Source organism: Pseudomonas shirazica, assembly GCF_015168335.1.
Taxonomy (GTDB): Bacteria; Pseudomonadota; Gammaproteobacteria; order Pseudomonadales; family Pseudomonadaceae; genus Aquipseudomonas; species Aquipseudomonas asiatica.
Window position 1 is genome coordinate 3156491 of record NZ_CP063456.1, and the last position, 23668, is coordinate 3180158.

Genomic DNA, 23668 nt, shown 5'->3' on the forward strand with positions numbered 1-23668 from the left:
TGGTCGGGACGGAGTGATTCGAACACTCGACCCCTTGCACCCCATGCAAGTGCGCTACCGGGCTGCGCTACGCCCCGACTGGGCTTTGAAGCAAGTTCTCAATCCTACCGAGAACGTTGAAGAATGTACCCTAACCTCCTGATAAATGAAAGCTTTTTCTCAAAAAAATTTCACTCACCAGCAACCCAGATCACTTCTTCAACACCACCAACACATCCTCCAACTCGACTATCATCTGCCGAATCAGCTGCTTGTACTGGCTCGACTCATCCTTGGCCTCATCACTGGAAAGCCTCAACCGAGCCCCGCCAATGGTGAACCCCTGGTCATAAAGCAGCGCACGAATCTGGCGAATCATCAGCACATCCTGCCGCTGATAATACCGCCGGTTCCCCCGCCGCTTCACGGGATTGAGCTGATCGAACTCCTGCTCCCAATACCGCAGCACGTGCGGTTTTACCGCACAAAGCTCACTCACCTCACCAATGGTGAAGTACCTTTTGCCCGGTATGGGGGGCAGTTCGTCGTTATGGCTTGGTTCCAGCATAGGCCTCAACCCGGGCCTTCAACTTCTGCCCTGGACGAAAGGTGACGACGCGCCGTGCAGTAATCGGGATTTCTTCCCCTGTCTTGGGGTTGCGGCCCGGCCGCTGGCGTTTGTCGCGAAGGTCGAAGTTGCCGAAACCGGACAGCTTGACCTGCTCGTTCTCTTCAAGTGCGTGCCGAATTTCTTCAAAAAACAGCTCGACCAGCTCCTTGGCCTCACGCTTGTTAAGCCCCAGCTCCTCGTACAGCCTTTCGGCCATCTCAGCTTTCGTCAGAGCACCCATGCCGTTATTTCCTTAACGTGGTGTTCAACCTTTGTTCGAGCGAGGTGAGGATGTTTTGCAGGGTAGTGTTCACCTCATCGTCGTTAAGAGTGCGCGATGGATGCTGCCAGGTCAAGCCGACGGCAAGGCTTTTTCTATCAGGATCAATGCCTTTACCTTGGTAGACATCAAACAGCCTGAGGTCTGTGAGCCATTCGCCTGCATTGTCACGAATTACTTCAAGCACCGAGCTAGAAGCTACATCACGTCCTGCGATCAAAGCCAAGTCGCGGCGGGTTTCCGGGAACTTGGACAGCTCGCTGAATTTCGGCAGGCGGCCTTCGACCACATCGCCCAGCACCAGCTCGAACAGGAACACCGGGCGGTCCAGGTCCAGGGCTTTTGCCAGCTCTGGGTGGATGGCGCCGAGGTAGCCGACCAGCTTGCCGTCACGCTCGATGGCGGCGGTCTGGCCTGGGTGCAGGGCTGGGTGCTTGCCGGCGCTGAAGGTGAAGTCGCTCAGGGCGCCGGAGTAGCCCAGCAGGGCTTCCACGTCGGCCTTCACGTCGAAGAAGTCGACGCCGTCGCGGCCGTTGGCCCAGCCTTCTGGCAGGCGGCTGCCGGTGACAACGCCGGCGATCATCGGCTGCTGCTTCAGGTCGCCGAGCTGGCCGACGAAGCGCAGGCCGCTTTCGAACAGGCGCACGCGGTCTTGCTGGCGGTTCAGGTTGTGCTGCAGCGCCTTGACCAGGCCCGGCCACAGGGACGCGCGCATGGCGGCCATGTCGCTGGAGATGGGGTTGGCCAGCAGCAGCGGCTCTACGCCCGGGCTGAACAGTTCGAACAGTTTCGGGTCGATGAAGCTGTAGGTGATGGCTTCCTGGTAGCCGCGGGCAACCAGCAGGCGGCGCAGGGTCGGCAGGTCACCGCGGGTTTCCGGCTTGCCCTGGGGGGCCAGGCGGGCTTGCGGGTAGCGAACCGGCAGGTTGTTGTAGCCGTACAGGCGGGCCAGCTCTTCGATCAGGTCCACTTCCAGGCTGATGTCGAAGCGGTGGCTTGGGACATTGACGGTCCACTGCCCTTCCCCGCTCTTGGTGGTGGTCAGCTCCAAGGCGTTGAGCAGCTGCTCGACCTGGGCTGGGTCCATTTCCATGCCGAGCATCTGGGTGATGCGTTCGGCGCGCAGGGTGACCGGGGCCACTTGCGGCAGGTGCTGTTCGCTGACGGCTTCGACGACCGGGCCGGCTTCGCCGCCAACGATGTCCAGCAGCAGCTGGGTGGCGCGCTCCATGGCTTCGCGGGCCAGCTGCGAGTCTACGCCGCGCTCGTAGCGGTGCGAGGCGTCGGTGTGCAGACCGTAGGAACGGGCTTTACCGGCGACGGAGATCGGCTCGAAGAAGGCGCTTTCGAGGAACAGGTCGCGGGTTTTTTCGGTGTTCACACCGCTGTGCTCGCCACCCATGACGCCGGCGATGGCCAGGGCGCGGGTGTGGTCGGCGATTACCAGGGTGTCGGCGCGCAGGGCAACTTCCTGGCCGTCGAGCAGGACGAGCTTCTCGCCCTCTTCGGCCATGCGTACGCGGATGCCGCCGTTGATTTCTGCCAGGTCGAAGGCATGCATCGGCTGGCCGAGTTCGAGCATCACGTAGTTGGTGATGTCGACGGCGGCGTCGATGCTGCGCACGTCGCTGCGGCGCAGGCGTTCGACCATCCACAGCGGGGTCGGCTTGCTCAGGTCGACGTTGCGGATGACGCGGCCCAGGTAGCGTGGGCAGGCGGCCGGGGCGCTGACTTCGACCGGGCGCACTTCGTCGTGGGCAGCCGGTACGGCTGGCACTACCGGGCGGGTGACCGGGGTGTCGTACAGGGCGCTGACGTCGCGGGCGAGGCCTGCGATGGACAGGCAGTCGCCGCGGTTGGGGGTGAGGCCGATTTCGATGCTGGCGTCGTCCAGGCTCAGGTACTGGCGAATGTCTTCGCCTACCGGGGCGTCGGCAGCCAGTTCCAGCAGGCCGTCGTTCTCTTCGCTGATTTGCAGCTCGGCAGCCGAGCACAGCATGCCGAAGGACTCGACGCCGCGCAGCTTGGCCTTCTTGATCTTGAAGTCGCCTGGCAGTTCGGCGCCGATCATGGCGAACGGGATCTTGATGCCTGGGCGGGCGTTAGGGGCGCCGCACACGACCTGGAAGGTTTCCTGGCCGTTGCTTACCTGGCACACGCGCAGCTTGTCGGCGTCCGGGTGTTGTTCGGTGGCGAGGATTTCGCCCACGACGATGCCGCTGAACTGGCCGGCAGCGGGGGTAACGCTGTCGACTTCGAGGCCGGCCATGGACAGGCGGGCGACCAGTTCGTCACGGGAGACTTGCGGGTTTACCCAACCGCGCAGCCACTGTTCACTGAATTTCATGCTGTTCTCCTAGAATGTGCGTCGATTGGGCCTAGCGGAATTGGGCAAGGAACCGCAGGTCGTTATCGAAGAACAGACGCAAATCGTTGACGCCGTAGCGCAGCATGGCCAGGCGCTCGGCGCCCATGCCGAAGGCGAAGCCCTGGAACTCTTCAGGGTCGATGCCGGACATGCGCAGCACGTTCGGGTGCACCATGCCGCAGCCCATCACTTCCAGCCAGCCGGTCTGCTTGCACACGCGGCAGCCTTTGCCGGAACACATCACGCACTGGATGTCGACTTCGGCGGACGGCTCGGTGAAGGGGAAGAACGATGGGCGGAAACGTACCGCCAGTTCTTTTTCGAAGAACACGCGCAGGAACTCTTCGATGGTGCCCTTGAGGTCGGCGAAGTTGATATCGCGATCGATCAGCAGGCCTTCGACCTGGTGGAACATCGGCGAGTGGGTGATATCCGAGTCGCAGCGGTATACGCGGCCCGGGCAGACAATGCGGATTGGCGGCTGGGTGGACTCCATGGTCCGCACCTGCACCGGCGAGGTGTGGGTGCGCAGCAGCATGTTGGCATTGAAGTAGAAGGTGTCGTGCATCGCCCGGGCCGGGTGGTGGCCTGGGATGTTGAGCGCTTCGAAGTTGTGGTAGTCGTCTTCCACCTCTGGCCCTTCGGCAATGCCGTAGCCGATGTGGGTGAAGAACTGCTCGATGCGCTCGAGTGTACGGGTGATCGGGTGCAGGCCACCGGTTGCCTGGCCGCGGCCTGGCAGGGTGACGTCAATGCATTCGGCAGCCAGGCGAGCGCTGAGCTCGGCTTCTTCGAAGGCGGCCTTGCGGGCATTGAGCACAACGGTGACGCGCTCTTTGGCGTCGTTGATCAGCGCGCCGACTTTCGGCCGCTCTTCGGCTGGCAGGTTGCCCAGGGTCTTCATCACCTGGGTCAGCTCGCCTTTCTTGCCGAGATAATTCACCCGGATCTGTTCCAGGGTATTGATGTCTTCAGCGCGCTCCACGGCCTCTAGGGCTTGGGAGACCAACGCATCCAGGTTTTCCATGTACAGACTCCAGATACGAAAATAGGGGAAGAGCTTTGAAGGCTCTTCCCCTATCGATGACGTTCAATGCCCGACGGCGCTAGCGCCGCCGGGTGATTGTCGCGGGTACTTAAGCCAGAACGGCTTTAGCTTTCTCGACAATCGCAGCAAACGCCGCTTTTTCGTTCACTGCCAGATCGGCCAGAACCTTACGGTCGATTTCGATCGAAGCCTTTTTCAGGCCAGCAATCAGACGGCTGTAGGACAGACCGTTGGTGCGGGCACCGGCGTTGATACGAGCGATCCACAGTGCGCGGAACTGACGCTTCTTCTGACGACGGTCACGGTAGGCATATTGACCTGCCTTGATGACAGCCTGCTTGGCAACGCGGAATACGCGCGAGCGTGCACCGTAGTAGCCTTTAGCCAGTTTCAGAATTTTCTTGTGACGCTTACGAGCGATGACGCCACGCTTAACACGAGCCATGAGTAACTTCCTCTATCTAAACCAGAATTAACGTACGCGCAGCATGCGCTCGACTTTTGCCACGTCAGACGGGTGCAGCAGGCTGGCACCGCGCAGTTGACGCTTACGCTTGGTCGACATTTTGGTCAGGATGTGGCTCTTGAAAGCGTGCTTGTGCTTGAAGCCGGAAGCGGTCTTCAGGAAGCGCTTCGCAGCACCGCTCTTGGTTTTCATTTTTGGCATGTTGGAACTCCGCATTCGATAAAATTACACAATAATCATCAGGCCTGCCGTGCCCGGGAGATTACTTCTTCTTTTTGGGGGCGATGACCATCATAAGCTGGCGTCCTTCCATCTTCGGATGCTGCTCAACAGAGCCGTATTCGGCGAGGTCGGCTTCGACCCGCTTCAACAGCTCCATGCCCAGCTCCTGGTGGGCCATCTCACGACCACGGAATCTCAGAGAGATCTTGGCCTTGTCCCCATCGGTAAGGAAACGTACCAGGTTGCGTAGTTTTACCTGGTAATCCCCTTCTTCCGTCCCTGGACGAAACTTGATTTCTTTGATCTGGATCTGCTTCTGGTTTTTCTTGGCTTCGTTGGCCTGCTTCTTCTTCTCGAAGAGGTGCTTGCCGTAGTCCATCACCTTGCAGACGGGCGGTTGCGCGTCTGCAGAGATTTCCACCAGATCCAGCTTCGCTTCATCAGCGATACGAAGCGCTTCATCAATCGAGACGATGCCAATCTGCTCGCCGTCAGCGCCAATTAACCGAACCTCGCGTGCCGAGATATTCTCGTTGATCGGGGCTTTCGGTGCAGTTCGTTTATCGTTTCTCATTTCACGCTTAATAGTCATTACTCCGATTCTAGGCGACCGCGCTGGGCAACAGCGCTGTTGAGCAGCTGCGTGAATTCAGCCACCGGCATGGAGCCGAGGTCTTTGCCTTCACGGGTGCGTACGGCGACGGTCTGCGTTTCGACTTCGCGATCCCCTATAACCAAAAGGTACGGGACCTTGAGCAAAGTATGCTCGCGGATTTTAAAGCCGATCTTCTCATTTCTCAAGTCCGACTTGGCACGGAAACCGCTACCGTTCAGGGTATTTTCCACCTCGAGGGCGAAATCGGCCTGCTTGTCGGTGATGTTCATGATCACGGCCTGGGTTGGGGCCAGCCAGGCCGGGAACACGCCGGCGTAGTGCTCGATCAGCATGCCGATGAAGCGCTCGAACGAACCGAGGATGGCGCGGTGCAGCATGACCGGGCGAACTCGGCTGTTATCTTCGGCGATATAGCTGGCATCCAGGCGTTCTGGCAGGTTCGGGTCGTACTGCAGGGTACCGCACTGCCAGTTACGGCCGAGGCAGTCGCGCAGGGTGAACTCGATCTTCGGGCCATAGAAGGCGCCCTCGCCCGGCTGGTATTCCCACTCCAGGCCCGATTCGTTCAAGGCGTCGGCCAGTGCGCCTTCGGCACGGTCCCACAGCTCTTCGGAACCCACGCGCTTGGCCGGGCGGGTCGACAGCTTCATGGCGATGTCGGTGAAGCCGAAGTCCTTGTACACGTCCAGGGTCAGCTTGATGAAGTCGGCGGCTTCTTTCTTCACCTGTTCTTCGGTGCAGAAGATGTGCGCGTCGTCCTGCACGAAGCCACGCACGCGCATGATGCCGTGCAGGGCGCCGGACGGCTCGTTACGGTGGCAGGCACCGAACTCGGCCAGGCGCAGCGGCAGGTCGCGGTAGCTCTTCAGGCCCTGGTTGAACACCTGCACGTGGCACGGGCAGTTCATCGGCTTGACCGCGTAGTCACGGCTTTCCGAAGAAGTGGTGAACATGTTCTCGGCGTAGTTGGACCAGTGGCCGGAACGTTCCCAGAGAATGCGGTCGACAACCTGCGGGGTCTTGATTTCCTGGTAGCCGTTGACGCGCTGGACCTGGCGCATGTACTGCTCGAGTACCTGGTACACGGTCCAGCCGTTGGCGTGCCAGAACACCATGCCCGGGGCTTCTTCCTGCAGGTGGAACAGGTCGAGCTGCTTGCCGATCTTGCGGTGGTCGCGCTTTTCGGCTTCTTCGATGCGCTGGATGTACGCAGCCAGCTGCTTCTTGTCGGCCCAAGCGGTGCCGTACACGCGTTGCAGCTGTTCGTTCTTGGCATCGCCGCGCCAATAGGCGCCGGACAGCTTGGTCAGCTTGAATGCCTTGAGGAAGCGGGTATTCGGCACGTGCGGGCCGCGGCACATGTCGACGTATTCTTCATGGTAGTACAGGCCCATGGCCTGCTCGTCCGGCATGTCTTCGACCAGGCGCAGCTTGTAGTCTTCGCCACGGGCCTTGAACACGTCGATGACTTCGGCGCGCGGGGTCACCTTCTTGATGACGTCGTAGTCCTTGTCGATCAGCTCCATCATGCGCTTTTCGATGGCGGCCATGTCTTCAGGGGTGAAGGGGCGCTCGTAGGCGATGTCGTAGTAGAAGCCTTCGTCGATGACCGGGCCGATCACCATCTTGGCGGTCGGGTACAGCTGTTTCACCGCGTGGCCGACCAGGTGGGCGCACGAGTGACGGATGATCTCCAGTCCCTCTTCATCTTTAGGGGTGATGATCTGCAGGGTGGCGTCGTTGCTGATCAGGTCGCAGGCATCGACCAGTTTGCCGTCGACCTTGCCGGCCACGGTGGCCTTGGCCAGGCCGGCGCCGATGGAAGCGGCGACTTCGGCTACGGATACGGGATGATCGAACGAACGTTGACTGCCATCGGGAAGAGTAATAACGGGCATGGCGCCTCCTCTCCTAGTGGTGACCCCTACCAAAGGTCACGTGGGTTGGGATGAGCCAGTACAAGATCCGACCTGCCTTCCCGCAACGGGAAGCCTGCCTCACAGTGGCAGAAGCCTTTCGGCTTGCCAGGGACGAACCAGAGTGACTGGAAAGAAAAAAGATAGCTGCAAGCTGCAAGTTGTCAGCTGCAAGCCGGGCATGCTAGCACGCGGGTTGCACGCCAGGCAGAAATATTTGGAAATTACGCCGCAGCGGTGAACTAACGCGGAAAAATTCCTATCAGACCTTGGGAAGCAACCTACTCTTGATGAGACCTTAACCCAAGGAGTAACTGGTTATGCGAGTTCCGTCTCTTCTGGCACTGGCGGCCGCTGGGGCCCTGCTGCTGCCCATGGCTGCGAACGCCGGCAACTTCCCGGCCGGGAAGGAAGCCGCCTACATGACCCAGTGCACGCAAGTGGCTCAAGGCCAAGGCGTTGACGCTGCGACCGCGAAAAAGCACTGCGACTGTGGCGCGCAAACCATCAAAAAGAATTTCACCGACGCGGAAATTGCCGACCTCGACAGCAACGATGGCGTGGACGCCAAGCTGATGCAGAAGGCCCAGATGGTCGTGAAACAGGCCTGTGCACCGAAGAGCTGAAACCTTAAAGCCAGAGCAGACCAGCCATTCTTTGAGCTGGATCAACATCCTGCGAAGGTAAAAGGCGCTAGATGCGCAGAATTAGACTATGATGTGTTCCGTGCTCCGTAGCCTCGGCCGCATTGCACCACTGAAAAAACTAAATGTTCTGGAGATTCACCCATGTCCAATCGCCAACAAGGCACCGTCAAATGGTTCAATGATGAGAAAGGCTACGGCTTCATCACCCCAGCAGGCGGCGGCGACGACCTGTTCGTTCACTTCAAGGCCATCGAATCTGACGGCTTCAAGAGCCTGAAAGAAGGCCAGACTGTTTCCTTCGTCGCCGAGCGCGGCCAGAAGGGCATGCAGGCTGCACAGGTTCGTCCGGAGTAATTCGGATAGCTGTAAAAAAACCCGCCCTTGTGGCGGGTTTTTTTATGGGCGTTTACCAGGCTGCACGCGCTCGCTTTTTTTGTAGGAGCGGCCTTGTGTCGCGACGGGGCGCGAAGCGGCCCCTGGGTTTCAGCTTCGCAGCATCAATGGCCGGGGCCGCTTTGCGGCCCTTTCGCGACGCAAGGCCGCTCCTACAAGGACCGCGTGTCAGCCGCAGTTGACGCGAACCACCTTGCCCTGCTCGTCCACATTCAGGTTCAAGCGCTCGGAACGGTACTCGAGGGTAACCACGTCGTGCGGCTTGAGAATGCGGGCCATCTGCGAGCCACTGGCCTTGCGCGCCTGCTCCAGCAGCTCGGCGCTGGCAAGCTTGCCAATGGCGAAATCGGCGCCGCTGGCTTCGCAGCGGCCATCGTTGCCTGCCGGCGTGGCTGGCGCAGCGCCACCAGCAGAATTGCCACCAGTGCTGCAACCAGCCAGGACAGCAGCCACCGCCAGGGTTGCCAGGTAAGCACGGGTACGGAACATGAAGCCTCCTAAATCGGTCCGGGAACTGTCTGATCCGACAGTTCCGCTGATCTTTTGTTGCAAAACCGGTCAAGTCTGCCTGAACTCGCCAGCCGAGGCGAAAACGCAATCGTGACCGGATTTTGCACAAGCCGCTGCGTTTGCCATATGCTTAAGCCGCAAGGTCACTGACGCAAAGTCATGATTTAGTGCAAGAAGTGGAGCGCACCCCGCCTCCATCGAACACCAGGGTCAGGTGTTCGCCCCTTCGTCCCGGGCCCCAAGCGAGAGCCTTTCATGAGCAGCCACAGCATCGAAGCCGATATCAAGGTCAAATGGGCCGAAGGCCAGAGCGCCTACAGCCCTGGCACGCCGGAGGAGTTGCTGCTGATTGCCATCGACCTGCTGGTGCGCGATCGCGGCGCCGAGGCGGCACGCAGCTTCTTCGACCAGGTGTTCGAGCGCTACGCGCCGCACACGGCTATTCCAATCGCGCCAAACGGGCGCTGAGCAGGTCGAACAGGCCCTGGGCATCGCCCTCGTCCACCCACATCACGTTGGCTGGCTGCTTGAGCACGCCATACCAGTCGGCAAGGGTCTGGCCGAAGCTGGGGCCTTCGCGGCTGTCGATGGTCATGTGGATACGCCGGCCGCTGAACAGTTCGGGCTTGAGCAGGTAGGCGATGACGCTGGCGTCGTGCACCGGGCCGCCGGGCATGCCGTACAGGTCCATGTCGTGGGTAATGTAGGCGTTGAGGATATCCACCACCCGCTTGCTGGCCTGGTTGTTCACCGCCGCCAGTTGCTTGAGGCGGGCGTCGCTGGTCAGCAGCTTGTGGGTGACGTCCAGCGGCAGGTAGGTCAGCGGCACGCCGCTGGCCAGCACCACTTCGGCGGCATGCGGGTCGGCATAGAGGTTGAACTCCGCCGCCGGGGTGATGTTGCCACCGTTGAAATGGGCACCGCCCATGACCACCACTTGCTTGATGCCTTTGGCGATGTCCGGGCGCTGGATCAGCGCCAGGGCCAGGTTGGTTTGCGGGCCGAGCATGGCGATGGTGATGCTGTGGGGCTTGGCGGCGCCCAGGGTGTCGACCAGGTATTGCACGGCATTGCCCTGGGCCAGCGGCGCTTTCGGTTCGTGAACCTGGATGCCGGTGAGGCCTTCTTCGCCGTGCACCTCGGCGGCGTAGATCGGCTTGCGAACCAGCGGGCGGGCGGCGCCGGCGTACACGGGGATGTCTTCGCGGCCGGCCCATTCGCGGGCCAGGCGGGCGTTGCGCGAGGTCTTGTCCAGGCGCACGTTGCCGGCCACAGTGGTGATGGCGCGGATGTTCAGTTCGTCGGGCGAGGCCATGGCCAGGAACAGCGCGACCACGTCGTCGGCGCCGGGGTCGGTGTCGATGATCAGGTCGATGGGGGCGGCCTGGAGGGTGGTGGCTGCGGCCATGAGGGCGATTCCTTGTAGCAGGGGTTTGAGCATGGGTGGCACTCCTGTTGCCTGGGTGGTGGTTTCTGGGGCCGCTTTGCGGCCCAATCGCCGGCAAGCCAGCTCCCACAGGTACTGCATCGGCCTCAAGCATTGTGCAGTACCTGTGGAAGCTGGCTTGCCGGCGATTCGGGGGCGCAGCCCCCGCCTTCAGAAAGTCACGCCGGAAATCAGCGCGATGTTGCTGTAGGGCTGGCACTCGCCGGTGCGCACTACCGCACGGGCACTGCGTGACAATGCCTTGAAATCTTCATGGCTCAGCCATTCGCGCTTGCCCAGCTTGCCCTTCAGCCGCTCGATCTCGACCAGCGCCGGCGGCACCACTTTCTGCATCTCTTCGGCCAGCACGTGGCGCGCTACCTGCAACTCGCTCAGCACAACCCGCAACACGCTGGCGAAATCCGGCAGGCCAGGCGTGACGGCCAGGTCGATCAGTTCGACGCCCGGCGGCACCGGCAGCCCGGCATCGCCGATCACCAGGATGTCGCCATGCCCCATGCCGGCGATGGTCCGCGACAGGGCAACGTTCAGCAGCGGGGTTTTCTTCATGGCGCAAGCTCCGCCAGGTAGGGAATCGACGGCTGGGCACCGGCGCGGGTAACCGACAGGGCCGCGGCGCGCTGGCCGAAGGCGATGGCTTCGCCCTCCTCCAGGCCGCGCACCAGGCCTGCGGCAAAGCCGCCGATGAAGGTGTCGCCGGCTGCCGTGGTGTCCAGCGGCTGCACCACCGGCGCGGGGAAGTGCTGGTGGCCCCGAGGGGTGACCAGCAAAGCCCCTTGCGCGCCCAGGGTGATGATCACTTTGCCCGCGCCCAGTTTCAGCAAGCATTCGCCGGCACGTCGGGCGCTGTCCAGGTCAGTCACCGCCACGCCGGTCAGGGCTTCGGCCTCGCTTTCGTTGGGCGTCAGGTAGTCGATGCGGGCGAACCAGTCCGCCGGCAAGGGGCCGGTCGCCGGCGCCGGGTTCAGGATCACCCGCTTGCCCAGTTCATGCCCCCGGGCCAAGGTCCAGGCCACGGTGTCGGCCGGTACTTCCAACTGGCAGATGATCACCTCGGCCGCCTGCAGCAGCGCATCGAACCGCTGCACCGACTGCGGCGTCAGCAGGCCGTTGCCACCGGGGACGATGACGATGCAGTTCTGGCTGGCGGCATCCACGGTGATCAGCGCCACCCCGCTGGACACGCCCTGGCAGGTGCTGACGCCCTGGCAGTCGATGCCTTCCACATACAGGGCCCGGTGCAGTTGTCGACCATAGTCATCGTCGCCAACGTTGCCGATCATCGCCACGCTGCCACCCAGGCGCGCCACGGCCACTGCCTGGTTGGCCCCCTTGCCGCCCGGCACGGTGAAAAAGCTTTCGCCGGGGAGTGTTTCGCCGGCCCGGGGCAGGCGCTGCGCGCGGGCCACCAGGTCCATGTTGAGGCTACCGACTACCACAACCTTGGCATTCATGACATTTCCTTAGCATCAGCGGTAATCGTTGAACAGGTCCGGACGCGGCCCGGTGGACTCGCGCAGCACAATGCGCGGGGCGACGATGCGTTGCTCTGCCGCGCCCTGCCGGGGGGTGCCGATACGCGCCAGCAACAGCGACGCGGCGCTCTCGCCCAGCTCGCGAATCGACTGGCCCACCGTGGTCAACGGTGGGTACACATAACGGCTGAGCTCGATGTCGTCGAAGCCGATCACCGACAGCTCGCCGGGCACGTTGATATTGCGTTCGGCCGCGGCACGCAACACACCGAAGCCGATCATGTCGTTGCCGGCAAAAATCGCCGTAGGCCGCTTGCCCTCCAGCAGCCGGCCTGCGGCTGCATGGCCGCCGGGGCTGGTGAAATCGCAGTGCAGCACGCGGTCGTTGCGCACCGGCACACCGGCTTCGGCCATGGCGCGGCGGAAGCCGCTCAGGCGCAGCTGGGTCACACCGGTCTCGGCGGGGCCGCCGATGTAGGCGATGTCATGGTGACCAAGTTCCAGCAGGTGCTGGGTGGCCAGGAAGGCGCCCTGCTCGTGGTCGATGCGCACCAGGTCGGCATCGACACCGTCCAGTTCGCGGTCGACGATCACCATGGGCGTGCGCACGCCAGCCAGGCTTTGCAGCAGGTCGCTGTCCTGCCCTACCGAAGCCACTACCAGGCCGTCGATGCGCTTTTCCAGCAGCACGCGCAGGTAGCTGCGCTGCTTCTGCGGGTTGTCGTCGGAGTTGCACAGGATCACGCAGTAGCCGTTGCGCTCGCAGGCGTCTTCGATGCCCCGCGCCAACTCGGCGAAGTACGGGTTGACGCTGTTGGGTACCAGCAGGCCGATGGTGGCCGTGCTGCGCGCCTTCAGCGAGCGGGCCACGGCGCTGGGTACGTAGTCGAGTTCGGCGATGGCGGCTTCGACTTTCAACCGCACCTGCTCGCTGACCGGCCGGGTCTTGTTCAGCACATGGGACACGGTGGTGTAGGAAATGCCCGCCAGTGCCGCGACGTCTTTGATGGTTGCCATGTTCTCAGTTCCGCCGGCCTGCACGCCGGCTACGGTAGGTGTCGAGCACCACGGCGATGACGATCACCGCCCCGGTGATGATGCGTTTGGTCGGTTCGCTGGCACCGATCTGCGCCAACCCTGCGGCCAGCACCGAAATGATCAGCACGCCAAAGAAGGTGCTGATGACCGAGCCGCGCCCGCCCATCAGGCTCGTGCCGCCAATCACCACGGCGGCGATTACCTGCAGCTCCAGGCCGGAGCCGGCATTGGGGTCGGCGGCTTCCAGGCGCGAGATCTGGAACAGCGCGGCCAGGCCGGCGAGCAGGCCCATCAGGGCGAACACCAGCACCTTGTACGGGCGCGGGTCGATGCCGGCCAGGCGCACGGCCTCTTCGTTGGTGCCGATACCGATCAGGTAGCGGCCGAACACCGTGCGGGTCAGCACCAACTGGGCCAGCACAATCACCAGCAAGGCGATGATGAACGCCGGCGAGATGCCGAATGCGATGGGGTTGGAGAACCAGGCATAGGCATCACCGATATAGGCGGTGCGCGAGTCGGTGAACTGGTAGGCCAGGCCGCGGGCCATTTCCAGCACCCCGAGCGAAACGATGAACGACGGAATGCGCCAGGCCACAGTGACGCCGCCGGTGATGCTGCCGGCCAGCGCGGCCACGGCCATGCCCAGCAGGGCCGAAGGCAGCACGCCCCAGCCCCAGCCGAGGATCGCCACGCTGACCGTGGAGGCCGCCAGCGCCAGTACCGAGCCCACCGACAGGTCGATGCCGCCGATGATCAGCACGAAGGTCATGCCCACCGCCAGTACCATCAGGTCGGGGATCTGGTTGGCCAGGGTACTGAAGGTGTTGTACGACCAGAAGTGGCTGCTGAGGAACGAGAACAGCACGATCATCGCCAGCAAGGCGCCGGCCAGGCCCAGGTAGGTACCCAGGCCAAGATAGGTGCCACTGCGGCGCACCGGTGCGGCGCCTTGGCTGTCGAGCGGGGTGGTTTTCATGCATCCATCCTGGGAGCTGCTTCATGCAGCAGTGCGTCACGTTTCTGATAACCGGCAAAGGCCGCGGCCAGCAACTGGTCCTGGCTCCAATGGTCACGCTCGAAGGTGTCGATCAGGCGACCGGCCGACAGCACGGCGATGCGGTCGCATATCAGCATCAGCTCGCGCAGGTCGCTGGACACCACCACCAGGGCCTTGCCCTGGCGCGCCAGCTCGGCCAGCAGGCCATAGATGTCGAACTTGGCGCCGACGTCGATGCCACGGGTGGGCTCGTCGAACAGCAGCACCTGGCAGTCGCGCTCCAGCCAGCGGCCGATCACCACCTTCTGCTGGTTGCCGCCAGACAGCTCGCCTACCACATGCTGCGGGCCGGCACTGCGAATGCGCATGGCCTGGATCTGGCGTTCGGCCAATGCCGCTTCGGCTTCGCCATCGAGCACCCCGGCCCGTGATACCGCGCCGAGGTTGCCCAGGGCGATATTCGCGCTGATCGACTGCGTCAGCAGCAGGCCCTCGCCTTTGCGGTCTTCGGTGATCAGCGCGATACCGGCCTGCACCGCAGCCTTGGGCGAGTCGATGGTGACAGCCTTGGGCGGCTGGCCGAGGGCGATGCTGCCGCTGTCGGCACGGTCGGCGCCGTAGATCAGGCGCAGCAGTTCGGTACGGCCGGCACCGATCAGGCCGGAAATGCCGAAGATCTCCCCTGCCCTGACCTCGAACGACACTTCACGCACCTTGTCGGCACGGCTTAGCCTGTCGACCTTGAGCAGCGGCGCGCCGATCTGCCGGCGGCCTAGGTCGATATGCTCGCCCAGCTCGCGGCCGACCATCAGGTTGACCAGTTCGGCGCTGCTATAGCGCTGTATCGGCTCATCGCACACCAGTTTGCCGTCGCGCAGCACGACGATGCGCTGGGCCACGCGCTGCAGTTCTTCCAGGCGATGGGAGATGTAGACGATGGCCACGCCACGTTGGCGCAGGCGCTCGATCTGGGTGAACAGCAGCTCCACTTCGCGCGCGGTGAGCATGGCGGTGGGCTCGTCGAAGATCAGCACATGGCAGTCGCCAATCAGGTTGCGGGCGATCTCGACCATCTGCTGATGGCCGATGCCCAGCTCGCCGACCGGGGTGTCCGGGTCGATGGCGTCGAGGCCGACCTGGGCCATGGCGGCCGTGGCCAGTTGGCGCAGGCGCTTCTGGCTGATCCAGCCGAAGCGGCCGGGCAGGTTGTCGAGGAACAGGTTTTCCGCCACGGTCAGCGTGGGCAGCAGGTTGAGTTCCTGCATGACCATGCGCACGCCAAGGCGCTCAGCCTCGCTGCGGCTGCCAGGCGCGTAGGCCTGGCCGCGGTAGCGCATGTGCCCGGTGGTGGGGGTTTCCAGCCCACTGATGAGCTTGGACAAGGTGCTCTTGCCGGCGCCGTTCTCGCCGGTCAGGGCCAGCACTTCGCCGGCACGCAGGTTCAGGCTGACCTCGCCGAGCACGGGCTGGGCGTAGGTCTTGCCCAGGCCACTGGCGGCGAGCACTACTTCGTTGGCCGATGCAGGCATGGCCGTTTCTCCTGCCAGCGATCAGGGCTTGGTGATGAGTTGGACCGGGGTCTGGATGACGTTGTCGGCATCCACGTCGGGTTTCTCGCCCTTGACCATTTTCAGCGCCGCCTGGATGCCGTACACCGCCTGCTGGCTGGCCGCTTGGTCGAGGGTGGCAAGCACACGGCCATCGGCGAGCATCGGCTTGATGGCGTTGATGTTGTCGTAGCCCACCACTTGCACCTGGCCGGTCTTGCCGGCGGCACGCACGGCCGACACCGCGCCCAGGGCCATGCTGTCGTTGCCGGCCAGCAGGGCTTTCAGGTCGGGGTATTCGTTGAGCATGGAGGCGGCGACGGCGTTGCCTTTGTCGATTTCCCAGTTGCCGCTCTGCACCGAAACGATCTTGATCTGCGCGGCGTCCATGGCGTCCTTGAAGCCGGCGGTACGCTGCTGGGCGTTGGTGGTGGTCGGCACGCCTTCGATGATGCCGACCTGGTCGCCGGCCTTGAGCTTCTCGTTGGCCAGGTAGTCACCGACCAGGCGCGCGCCCTTGCGGTTGTCGGGGCCCACGAAGGGTACGCTGATGCCTTTGCTCTTGAGCAGTTCAGGGTCCAGACGGTTGTCAATGTTGATCACCACAACGCCCTGGTCCATGGCCTTCTTCACCGCCGATACCAGCGCCTTGGAGTCGGCCGGGGCAATGACCAGGGCCTTGGCGCCCGCGTTGACCATCTGCTCGACGATGCGGATCTGCTCGCCGGTATCGGTCTCGTTCTTGATGCCGTTGGCGATCAGCTCGAATTCATCGGCGTGGGCTTTCTGGTAGTCCTTGGCGCCGTCTTCCATGGTGCGGAAGAACTCGTTGGCCAGCGACTTCATGACCAGGGCGACCTTGGGCTTGTCTTCGGCGTGGGCGGGGGAAAATGGCAGGGCCAGGGACAGCGAGGAAATGACCGCGAGGGCCAGCAGACGACCGGGGAACGGCAGTTTCATGGACGATGACTCCGAATCTTGTGTTTTTTGTCGGATCGCAAACGTTTGCGTTGCCTAACTATGGAAACAGGACCGGGGTTTGTCAAATCCGTTTGGCTGTCGGAGGTCAAGTCGAACTTGGCGCAGTTTATCCGGATTTTTTCCGAAAAGCCGAACGTCTTTTCCTGCATTTGTTCGGAATCTCGAATGGAACGCACCTTCATGTGGGGGCGGCCTTGTGTCGCGATGGGCTGCGCAGCAGCCCCGGCAATTTGTGCATTTGCCAGTGAATCCGGGGCCGCTACGCGCCCCATCGCGACACAAGGCCGCTCCTACAGGCAGCGCACACATGCCTGGTACGAAACCTGCCTTGCACCCTGTGCGACAAAACAACCATCTCATTAGGAAGAGAGAGAACAATAACGATGAATGCCGCACTGAAAATCTTCGCCCCCAGCGCACTCGCCGTGCTGCTGGCCATTCCAGCCACCGTTTCGGCCAAAGAGGCTGAAACCCAGCAGAAGCTGGCCAACGTGGTCATCCTCGCCACCGGCGGCACCATTGCCGGCGCTGGCGCCAGCGCCGCCAACAGCGCCACCTACCAGGCCGCCAAGCTGGGCGTCGACAAACTGATCGCCGGTGTGCCGGAGCTGGCCGACCTGGCCAACGTCCGCGGCGAGCAGGTCATGCAGATCGCCTCTGAGAGCATCTCCAACGACGACCTGCTCAAGTTGGGCAAACGCGTTGCCGAACTCGCCGAAAGCAAGGACGTCGACGGCATCGTCATTACCCACGGCACCGACACCCTGGAAGAGACCGCCTACTTCCTCAACCTGGTGGAAAAGACCGACAAGCCGATCGTGGTCGTCGGTTCGATGCGCCCGGGTACCGCCATGTCCGCCGACGGCATGCTCAACCTTTACAACGCCGTGGCCGTGGCCAGCGACAAGCAGTCGCGCGGCAAGGGCGTGCTGGTGACCATGAATGACGAGATCCAGTCCGGGCGCGATGTCAGCAAGGCAGTGAACATCAAGACCGAAGCCTTCAAGAGCGCCTGGGGCCCGATGGGCATGGTGGTGGAAGGCAAGTCGTACTGGTTCCGCCTGCCGGCCAAGCGCCACACGGTCAACTCCGAGTTCGACATCAAGCAGATCAGCAGCCTGCCGCAGGTGGATATCGCCTATGGCTATGGCAACGTCACTGACACCGCCTACAAGGCACTGGCGCAGAATGGCGCCAAGGCACTGATCCATGCCGGTACCGGCAACGGTTCGGTGTCGTCGCGGGTGGTGCCGGCGCTGCAGGAGCTGCGCAAGAACGGCGTGCAGATCATTCGCTCGTCGCACGTCAACCAGGGTGGCTTCGTGCTGCGCAACGCCGAGCAGCCGGATGACAAGAACGACTGGGTCGTGGCCCATGACCTGAACCCACAGAAAGCGCGGATTCTGGCGATGGTAGCGATGACCAGGACCCAGGACAGCAAGGAGCTGCAGCGCATCTTCTGGGAGTACTGATCGCCAGCCGCCCCCGGAAATGCAAACAGCCCCGCTGCCCAGGCGGGGCGTTTGCTGTCTGACTGTTGCGAAATTACTTACAGTGAAATACTGTATGCGCATACAGCAAAAACAAGGAAACACTTGTGTCCAGCACCGCCTCCGCCACCCCAAGCAGCTATGAACAACTGGGTATGCGCATTCAGAAAATCATCAACAGCCCCACCGCCCAGCGCAGCCGTGCGGCGTTGATTTTCCGTCTGGAGCAGGAAACCCCGGAAGATTGGGAAACCCTGCTAGAGGAAATCGCCGAAAACGATAACGTCACCCTCGCCCACCGCGACGATGGCGGCGTGCAGATTTTCTGGACGGTACCGAAGGAAGACTGACTGCATTCAGCCTCAAGCCAAGGCCTGCAGGTAGGCGCTGGCTTCGCGGTAACGCGCCAGCCGTGCCAGGTCGGTGGGGCTTGGGCACGGGATGCGCGAAAGGTCGCTGTTGTCGGCCAGATCGGCCAACTTGACGGTGCGCGCCAGCGGGTCACCGCCCAGGCGCACCACGAAGTCCTGGTAGGCCTCGCCCTCACGGCGGCTGAGCGCCAGCAAGGCGGCAAGGATTTTCAGCGCGAAACCCTCGCGCGCCAGGTCGGACAGGGTCAGCGGGGTGTCTTCGATCACATCGTGCAGCACCGCGACAATCCGTTGTTCGGTTGTGGAAACCCGCATCATCACGCGTAGCGGGTGGAGGATATAAGCGGCCCCACCCTTGTCGTATTGCCCTTCATGCGCCCTGGCGGCCACGGCAATGGCCCGCTCCAGTGTAGACATGAGGCCCTCCCCGTTCGGCTTCTTCCTGACAAGCATAGCCAAAACTGTGCGGACAATGTCTAGCGCGCGTGTGACTGCTCGAAATCCGGAAGCTGGCGCATGCCCTGTAGGAGCGGCCTTGCGTCGCGACGGGCTGCAAAGCAGCCCCGGGATTCGGCATCACAGCAGATTCTGTGGGGCTGCTTCGCAGCCCGTCGCGACACAAGGCCGCTCCTACAGCCCCCCACTCACACAGAGTTTTCAGCGCGCTGCGCCGTGCTGAATCACCACCGAATCGGTACCCAGCTTGGCCATCACCTCGGCCTTGCGCGCTTCGGCTTCCTCACGGGTGGGGAATGGCCCCATCAGCACCACCGGCTTGCCGTCGCGGTACTCCACCGAGGACGGGATGCCCTTTTCGATCAGGCGTGCGGTCATGTCGCTGAGTGCGCCCATGTTTGCACCCTGGATCACTTCCACATCCCAGCCTTGCGGGGCCGGCTGGCCAGCCAGGGCCTCGGCGCGGCGCTGCAGCTCGGCGCCGCCGCACATTTCGCGGATGCGCAGGTTGTTGCCGCTGTCGTCGACGATGATTTCGTACTGGCCATCGCGCTTGATGGCCACGTAGCTGCGGTAGGCCTCGTACTGCCCGGCATCATCCTTGCCACGGACCTGGCCGCAGATGGTGCCCTGGGTGTCGATCCGCACGTTGCCGAACTTGGCGGTCTTGGGGTTGTGCAGGTGTTCGGCCACCTGTTTGTGCACGCCTTCGACTTCGTTCTCACAGCCCGCCAGGGCGAGCACTGCCATTACCACAGCCAGTTTGCGCACGCGTGTACCTCCAGATTCGAAGGGGCGGATTCTAGCACGCCGGGCAATGCCCCGAACCGCGACCAAACGTTACACGCTGCTTCATGCGCACAGCAAAAAGGGCGATCATTACTGATCGCCCTTTTTCGATTTGGTAGGCACAATTGGACTCGAACCAACGACCCCCACCATGTCAAGGTGGTGCTCTAACCAACTGAGCTATGTGCCTGTCGTGTGGTGCGCATATTAGTGATCAAATGCGTACCTGTAAAGCGTTTTTTTCAGAAAAATCAAAAACTTTGCGAGTTCGTGCATAAGGGCCTGCTGCGCAGCACCAGGCCGCGAGAACCCAATGAAAAAAGGGGTGACCCTTGCGGATCACCCCTTCTTCGATTTGGTAGGCACAATTGGACTCGAACCAACGACCCCCACCATGTCAAGGTGGTGCTCTAACCAACTGAGCTATGTGCCTGTCGTGTGGTGCGCATTCTACCCATTCCAAAAACCCTGTCAACACTTTTTTTCGCGCTAACCTACTGAATCTTAAACTCTTTATAGAAAAGTGCGCTGGCGGGGACCGAGTAAAGGATTTTCAACGGACGACTAGCGGGTGTTTATTATTATTGATAGCATCGGTACATTCGTTAAAAATATAAAACACGAGGTTCCTGCAGCATGGCTAACACCCCCTACCCCCAGTCCTACTACGCCGCCTCGGCCAACCCGGTGCCGCCACGTCCGGCGCTGCAGGGTGAGGTGGAAACCGATGTGTGCATCATCGGCGCCGGCTACACCGGCCTGTCCAGCGCCCTGTTCCTGCTGGAGAACGGCTTCAAGGTGAGCATCGTCGAAGCAGCCAAGGTCGGCTTCGGCGCATCGGGCCGCAACGGCGGCCAGATCGTCAACAGCTACAGCCGCGACATCGACGTCATCGAGCGCACCGTCGGCCCCAAGCAGGCTCAGCTGCTGGGCCACATGGCCTTCGAAGGCGGGCGCATCATTCGTGAGCGCGTGGCCAAGTACAACATCCAGTGCGACCTGAAGGACGGTGGCGTGTTCGCTGCCCTCACCAGCAAGCAGATGGGCCACCTGGAGTCGCAAAAGCGCCTGTGGGAACGCTTCGGTCACAACCAGCTGGAGCTGATGGACCAGAAGCGCATCCGCGAAGTGGTCGCCTGCGACAACTATGTGGGCGGCATGCTGGACATGAGCGGCGGCCACATCCACCCGCTGAACCTGGCCCTGGGCGAAGCCGCTGCGGTCGAGTCGCTGGGCGGCATCATCTATGAGCAAACCCCGGCCGTACGCATCGAGCGCGGCGCCAACCCGGTGGTGCACACCCCGCAGGGCAAGGTCCGCGCCAAGTTCATCATCGTCGCCGGCAACGCCTACCTGGGCAACCTGGTGCCGGAGCTGGCCAGCAAGTCCATGCCATGCGGCACCCAGGTGATCACCACCGAACCGCTGGGCGACGAGCTGGCGCGCACCCTGCTGCCGCAGGACTACTGCGTCGAGGATTGCAACTACCTGCTCGACTACTACCGCCTGACCAGCGACAAGCGCCTGATCTTCGGTGGTGGCGTGGTGTACGGCGCGCGTGACCCGGCCAACATCGAGGCGATCATCCGTCCGAAGATGCTCAAGGCCTTCCCGCAACTGAAGAACGTGAAGATCGACTACGCCTGGACCGGCAACTTCCTGCTGACCCTGTCGCGTCTGCCACAGGTTGGCCGTATCGGCGACAATATCTACTACTCCCAGGGCTGCTCGGGTCACGGCGTGACCTACACCCACCTGGCGGGCAAGGTGCTGGCCGAGGCCATGCGTGGCCAGGCCGAGCGTTTCGACGCCTTCGCCGGGCTGCCGCACTACCCGTTCCCGGGTGGCCAGATGCTGCGCGTGCCGTTCAGCGCCATTGGGGCCTGGTACTACAGCCTGCGCGATCGCCTGGGCTTCTGATGTAGGCAGGCTTGGCCTCTTCGCGGGCACGCCCGCTCCCACAGGATTTGTGCTGGTTGCACGGTCCCTGTGGGAGCGGGCGTGCCCGCGAAAGGGCCGGTACAGACAAAGCTATTTGTTCAGGCTACTCACAGCCTGCTTCGCCGCAATCTCCTGCCCCGCCCGGGCCAGTTCATCGGCAGCCTGCAACCAGCGCTGGCGGTCCACCTGGGCTGGCAGCTGCCGAGGTGGCTGCACCAGCACCGCCCAGCTCCCAAGCTTCGCCCACGCCGAGGCAAAGTCATCGAACGCCATCAACTGCCGCCGGTGCATGCCCGAGCGCAACAGCACCCGCTGCTTGTAGCGGTCGTAGCCGATCAGCACGGCGTAGCGTGGCTCGCTCCACCAGGCCGAACCATCCTCGTAACGCAGCAGCACCGGGTTGCCCGCCGCCACCTGGGTCAACAGCGCGTCCAGCTGCTTGTCCAGCGGATACACCACCATGCCGTAGTCGCGCGCCACCCGGGGGATGCCGGTGTCCAGGGCCTCGGCGCCCTGCGGCAGGTTCAGCGGCTTGTCCAGCAGCCCCGGCGTGATCGGAGCCCCCTGTTGCGACAGCACCGCCGCCAATGCCATGGCCCCGCTGTGGTTGGCGTTGCCACGGTAGAACGGCACGCTGCTGATCTCGACCCGCTGCGGCAGGCCCTTGAGGTTGCCGGAGGGTGCGCTGGCGCAACCGGCCAGGCTGGCTGCAACCAGGCAGGCAGCCAGCAGCCGACGAGGGATGGTCTTGAAGGAAGGTTGCTGCATGGACACTCGCTTGCTCCAACGCCGGGCAGGCAGCGCCCGGCTCTGGCCACCGATCATAGGTCGGACAGCGGCGCGGGTATAGTCCGACACCGCTTAGGAGCAAATCGGACCAAGCAATAGACCTTTGGTCAATGGAACGTCACAGGCGAAAGACTAGACTAAAGCAGTGTCTGGAAGGCCAGCGTCGGCGACCGAGCGCGGCCCGTAGAGATGGAGGCACAAATGAGCCTGACCATGGCAATCCTCATGCTGGTTGGCATGTGGCTGAGCGTTGCAGCCGCCATGCTGTGGGGTGTACTGCGTATCGTGCGGCGTCATTCCCACCACCACCTGCCACCGCAGGCCCCCGCCAAGCCACAGCCTGTGCGCCGGTCGCGGCGGCATGCCGGGGTGCACTGACTACAGATTTTCCCTACCCCCATTCGCGGGCTTGCCCGCTCCCACTGGGGCCGCGTAGCTATCTGGCTGACGCGGCACCTGTGGGAGCGGGCAAGCCCGCGAATGGGGCGCGAGCGCCCCGCATTTTTTACATCAACCTTCAGCCGCCTCACGCTTCAACCGTGCCCGACGGGCCAGGATGTTGAGGATCTCGATCGCCGTCGAGAAGGCCATGGCCGCGTACACATACCCCTTCGGTACATGGGCGCCGAAACCTTCGGCGATCAGCGTCATGCCGATCATGATCAGGAAGCCCAGGGCCAGCATCACCACGGTCGGGTTGTCGTTGATGAAGTTGGCCAACGGGTCGGCGGCCACCATCATGACGATCACGGCAGTGATAACGGCAATGATCATGATAGGCAGGTGCTCGGTCATGCCCACGGCGGTGATGATGCTGTCGACCGAGAAGACGATGTCCAGCAGCAGGATCTGGAAGATCGCCGCGGCAAAGCCCAGGGTAACCGTCGACGACACCTTGGCTTCTTCCTTGGCCCCGTGCGGGTCGACGTTCTCGTGGATTTCCTTGGTCGCCTTCCACAGCAGGAACAGGCCACCGGCAATCAGGATCACGTCCTTCCAGGAGAAGGCATTGCCGAATACTTCAAACACCGGGTCCGTCAGCTGGACGATCCAGGCCACCGTGCTGAGCAAGGCCAGGCGCATGACCAGGGCCATGCTGATACCGATACGGCGCGCCTTGGAGCGGTACTCCACCGGCAGCTTGTTGGTCAGGATGGAGATGAAAATCAGGTTGTCGATGCCCAGCACGACTTCCATGGCCACCAGCGTAGCCAGGGCAACCCAGGCGGTAGGGCTAGCGACGAGTTCCAGCAAGTATTCCATTGTTCAAATCCTGCAGCAGCGGTTGG

The 23668-nt window shown here is 62.6% G+C and carries 27 protein-coding genes and 3 tRNA genes; 7 read left to right on the forward strand and 23 right to left on the reverse strand.

The window, feature by feature from the left end:
• The 9 genes from IMX18_RS14555 to thrS all read right to left on the reverse strand — a co-directional run bounded on the left by IMX18_RS14555 (position 1) and on the right by thrS (position 7487).
• A tRNA-Pro gene (locus tag IMX18_RS14555) sits at positions 1-77 on the reverse strand.
• 113 nt (positions 78-190) lie between these two features.
• Entirely contained in the window at positions 191-547 is a 357-nt protein-coding gene (locus IMX18_RS14560; RefSeq protein ID WP_003250681.1) for a MerR family transcriptional regulator, read from the reverse strand.
• Positions 528-830, reverse strand: a complete 303-nt coding sequence (gene ihfA / locus IMX18_RS14565; protein WP_003250679.1) for an integration host factor subunit alpha — start codon at positions 828-830, stop codon at positions 528-530. The genes IMX18_RS14560 and ihfA overlap by 20 nt, the downstream gene beginning before the upstream one ends.
• A gap of 4 nt (positions 831-834) precedes the next feature.
• Positions 835-3216, reverse strand: coding sequence for a phenylalanine--tRNA ligase subunit beta (gene pheT / locus IMX18_RS14570; RefSeq protein ID WP_217190601.1), 2382 nt, complete (start codon positions 3214-3216; stop codon positions 835-837).
• A gap of 31 nt (positions 3217-3247) precedes the next feature.
• Positions 3248-4264, reverse strand: a complete 1017-nt coding sequence (gene pheS / locus IMX18_RS14575) for a phenylalanine--tRNA ligase subunit alpha (protein ID WP_013972006.1) — start codon at positions 4262-4264, stop codon at positions 3248-3250.
• 109 nt (positions 4265-4373) lie between these two features.
• Positions 4374-4730, reverse strand: coding sequence for a 50S ribosomal protein L20 (gene rplT / locus IMX18_RS14580; protein WP_003250671.1), 357 nt, complete (start codon positions 4728-4730; stop codon positions 4374-4376).
• A gap of 27 nt (positions 4731-4757) precedes the next feature.
• Entirely contained in the window at positions 4758-4952 is a 195-nt protein-coding gene (gene rpmI, locus IMX18_RS14585; protein ID WP_003250667.1) for a 50S ribosomal protein L35, read from the reverse strand.
• Positions 4953-5013: 61 nt separating this feature from the next.
• Complete coding sequence (gene infC, locus IMX18_RS14590) at positions 5014-5565, reverse strand: translation initiation factor IF-3 (RefSeq protein WP_013972005.1); 552 nt, start codon at positions 5563-5565, stop codon at positions 5014-5016.
• Positions 5565-7487 carry a threonine--tRNA ligase gene (gene thrS / locus IMX18_RS14595; protein WP_054572421.1) on the reverse strand — a complete coding sequence of 641 codons (1923 nt, stop codon included), beginning with the start codon at positions 7485-7487 and terminating at the stop codon, positions 5565-5567. The genes infC and thrS overlap by 1 nt, the downstream gene beginning before the upstream one ends.
• 338 nt (positions 7488-7825) lie before the next feature.
• On the opposite strand from thrS, the gene IMX18_RS14600 reads away from it, so the two are divergent.
• Both IMX18_RS14600 and IMX18_RS14605 read left to right on the forward strand, forming a co-directional pair.
• Positions 7826-8131: a hypothetical protein gene (locus IMX18_RS14600; RefSeq protein ID WP_013972003.1), complete on the forward strand. Its 306-nt coding sequence runs from the start codon at positions 7826-7828 to the stop codon at positions 8129-8131.
• A gap of 162 nt (positions 8132-8293) precedes the next feature.
• A complete protein-coding gene (locus tag IMX18_RS14605; RefSeq protein ID WP_003250656.1) occupies positions 8294-8506 on the forward strand; it encodes a cold-shock protein in 213 nt (70 codons plus the stop codon).
• A 207-nt stretch (positions 8507-8713) separates the two neighbouring features.
• On the opposite strand, the gene IMX18_RS14610 is transcribed toward IMX18_RS14605, so the two are convergent.
• A complete protein-coding gene (locus IMX18_RS14610; protein ID WP_023660761.1) occupies positions 8714-9034 on the reverse strand; it encodes an I78 family peptidase inhibitor in 321 nt (106 codons plus the stop codon).
• A gap of 276 nt (positions 9035-9310) precedes the next feature.
• On the opposite strand from IMX18_RS14610, the gene IMX18_RS14615 reads away from it, so the two are divergent.
• Positions 9311-9523, forward strand: coding sequence for a hypothetical protein (locus IMX18_RS14615; RefSeq protein WP_003260960.1), 213 nt, complete (start codon positions 9311-9313; stop codon positions 9521-9523).
• On the opposite strand, the gene IMX18_RS14620 is transcribed toward IMX18_RS14615, so the two are convergent.
• The 7 genes from IMX18_RS14620 to IMX18_RS14650 form a co-directional block, all read right to left on the reverse strand.
• Positions 9495-10496 carry a nucleoside hydrolase gene (locus tag IMX18_RS14620; protein WP_217190599.1) on the reverse strand — a complete coding sequence of 334 codons (1002 nt, stop codon included), beginning with the start codon at positions 10494-10496 and terminating at the stop codon, positions 9495-9497. The genes IMX18_RS14615 and IMX18_RS14620 overlap by 29 nt on opposite strands.
• Before the next feature lie 156 nt (positions 10497-10652).
• The gene (gene rbsD / locus IMX18_RS14625) at positions 10653-11051 is read right to left on the reverse strand and encodes a D-ribose pyranase (protein WP_100413114.1); all 399 of its coding nucleotides are present in this window, start codon (positions 11049-11051) and stop codon (positions 10653-10655) included.
• Positions 11048-11956, reverse strand: a complete 909-nt coding sequence (gene rbsK / locus IMX18_RS14630) for a ribokinase (RefSeq protein WP_015269788.1) — start codon at positions 11954-11956, stop codon at positions 11048-11050. Before rbsK ends, rbsD begins: the two co-directional genes overlap by 4 nt.
• Positions 11957-11971: 15 nt before the next feature.
• The gene (locus IMX18_RS14635) at positions 11972-12994 is read right to left on the reverse strand and encodes a LacI family DNA-binding transcriptional regulator (RefSeq protein ID WP_015269787.1); all 1023 of its coding nucleotides are present in this window, start codon (positions 12992-12994) and stop codon (positions 11972-11974) included.
• A gap of 4 nt (positions 12995-12998) precedes the next feature.
• Complete coding sequence (locus IMX18_RS14640) at positions 12999-13994, reverse strand: ABC transporter permease (protein WP_015269786.1); 996 nt, start codon at positions 13992-13994, stop codon at positions 12999-13001.
• Positions 13991-15544 (reverse strand): sugar ABC transporter ATP-binding protein, encoded by a 1554-nt coding sequence (locus tag IMX18_RS14645; RefSeq protein WP_217190597.1) that lies wholly within the window; start codon positions 15542-15544, stop codon positions 13991-13993. The genes IMX18_RS14640 and IMX18_RS14645 overlap by 4 nt, the downstream gene beginning before the upstream one ends.
• Before the next feature lie 21 nt (positions 15545-15565).
• Positions 15566-16522 carry a sugar ABC transporter substrate-binding protein gene (locus IMX18_RS14650; protein ID WP_013971996.1) on the reverse strand — a complete coding sequence of 319 codons (957 nt, stop codon included), beginning with the start codon at positions 16520-16522 and terminating at the stop codon, positions 15566-15568.
• 404 nt (positions 16523-16926) lie between these two features.
• Here IMX18_RS14650 and IMX18_RS14655 point away from each other — a divergent pair, with 404 nt between their 5' ends.
• Both IMX18_RS14655 and IMX18_RS14660 read left to right on the forward strand, forming a co-directional pair.
• A complete protein-coding gene (locus IMX18_RS14655) occupies positions 16927-18015 on the forward strand; it encodes an asparaginase (protein ID WP_015269784.1) in 1089 nt (362 codons plus the stop codon).
• 125 nt (positions 18016-18140) lie between these two features.
• Positions 18141-18383: a DUF1654 domain-containing protein gene (locus IMX18_RS14660; protein ID WP_003260955.1), complete on the forward strand. Its 243-nt coding sequence runs from the start codon at positions 18141-18143 to the stop codon at positions 18381-18383.
• A 12-nt stretch (positions 18384-18395) separates the two neighbouring features.
• Here IMX18_RS14660 and IMX18_RS14665 read toward each other — a convergent pair whose 3' ends face one another.
• The 4 genes from IMX18_RS14665 to IMX18_RS14680 form a co-directional block, all read right to left on the reverse strand.
• A complete protein-coding gene (locus tag IMX18_RS14665; protein ID WP_061302673.1) occupies positions 18396-18821 on the reverse strand; it encodes an HD domain-containing protein in 426 nt (141 codons plus the stop codon).
• Positions 18822-19061: 240 nt separating this feature from the next.
• Complete coding sequence (locus tag IMX18_RS14670) at positions 19062-19631, reverse strand: SPOR domain-containing protein (protein ID WP_003260952.1); 570 nt, start codon at positions 19629-19631, stop codon at positions 19062-19064.
• A 131-nt stretch (positions 19632-19762) separates the two neighbouring features.
• Positions 19763-19839 (reverse strand) — tRNA-Val (locus IMX18_RS14675).
• A gap of 166 nt (positions 19840-20005) precedes the next feature.
• Positions 20006-20082: transfer RNA gene (locus IMX18_RS14680), tRNA-Val, on the reverse strand.
• A 203-nt stretch (positions 20083-20285) separates the two neighbouring features.
• Between IMX18_RS14680 and IMX18_RS14685 the strand changes: the two genes are divergently transcribed.
• Positions 20286-21569 carry an NAD(P)/FAD-dependent oxidoreductase gene (locus IMX18_RS14685; RefSeq protein ID WP_013971994.1) on the forward strand — a complete coding sequence of 428 codons (1284 nt, stop codon included), beginning with the start codon at positions 20286-20288 and terminating at the stop codon, positions 21567-21569.
• A gap of 111 nt (positions 21570-21680) precedes the next feature.
• On the opposite strand, the gene IMX18_RS14690 is transcribed toward IMX18_RS14685, so the two are convergent.
• Entirely contained in the window at positions 21681-22415 is a 735-nt protein-coding gene (locus IMX18_RS14690) for a peptidase C39 family protein (protein WP_013971993.1), read from the reverse strand.
• Between the two features lie 165 nt (positions 22416-22580).
• Between IMX18_RS14690 and IMX18_RS14695 the strand changes: the two genes are divergently transcribed.
• Entirely contained in the window at positions 22581-22757 is a 177-nt protein-coding gene (locus IMX18_RS14695) for a hypothetical protein (protein WP_015269782.1), read from the forward strand.
• A gap of 132 nt (positions 22758-22889) precedes the next feature.
• Here the strand turns inward: IMX18_RS14695 and IMX18_RS14700 are convergent, their stop codons facing one another.
• Positions 22890-23642: a TerC family protein gene (locus tag IMX18_RS14700; RefSeq protein ID WP_003260907.1), complete on the reverse strand. Its 753-nt coding sequence runs from the start codon at positions 23640-23642 to the stop codon at positions 22890-22892.
• Positions 23643-23668 lie beyond the last annotated feature (26 nt).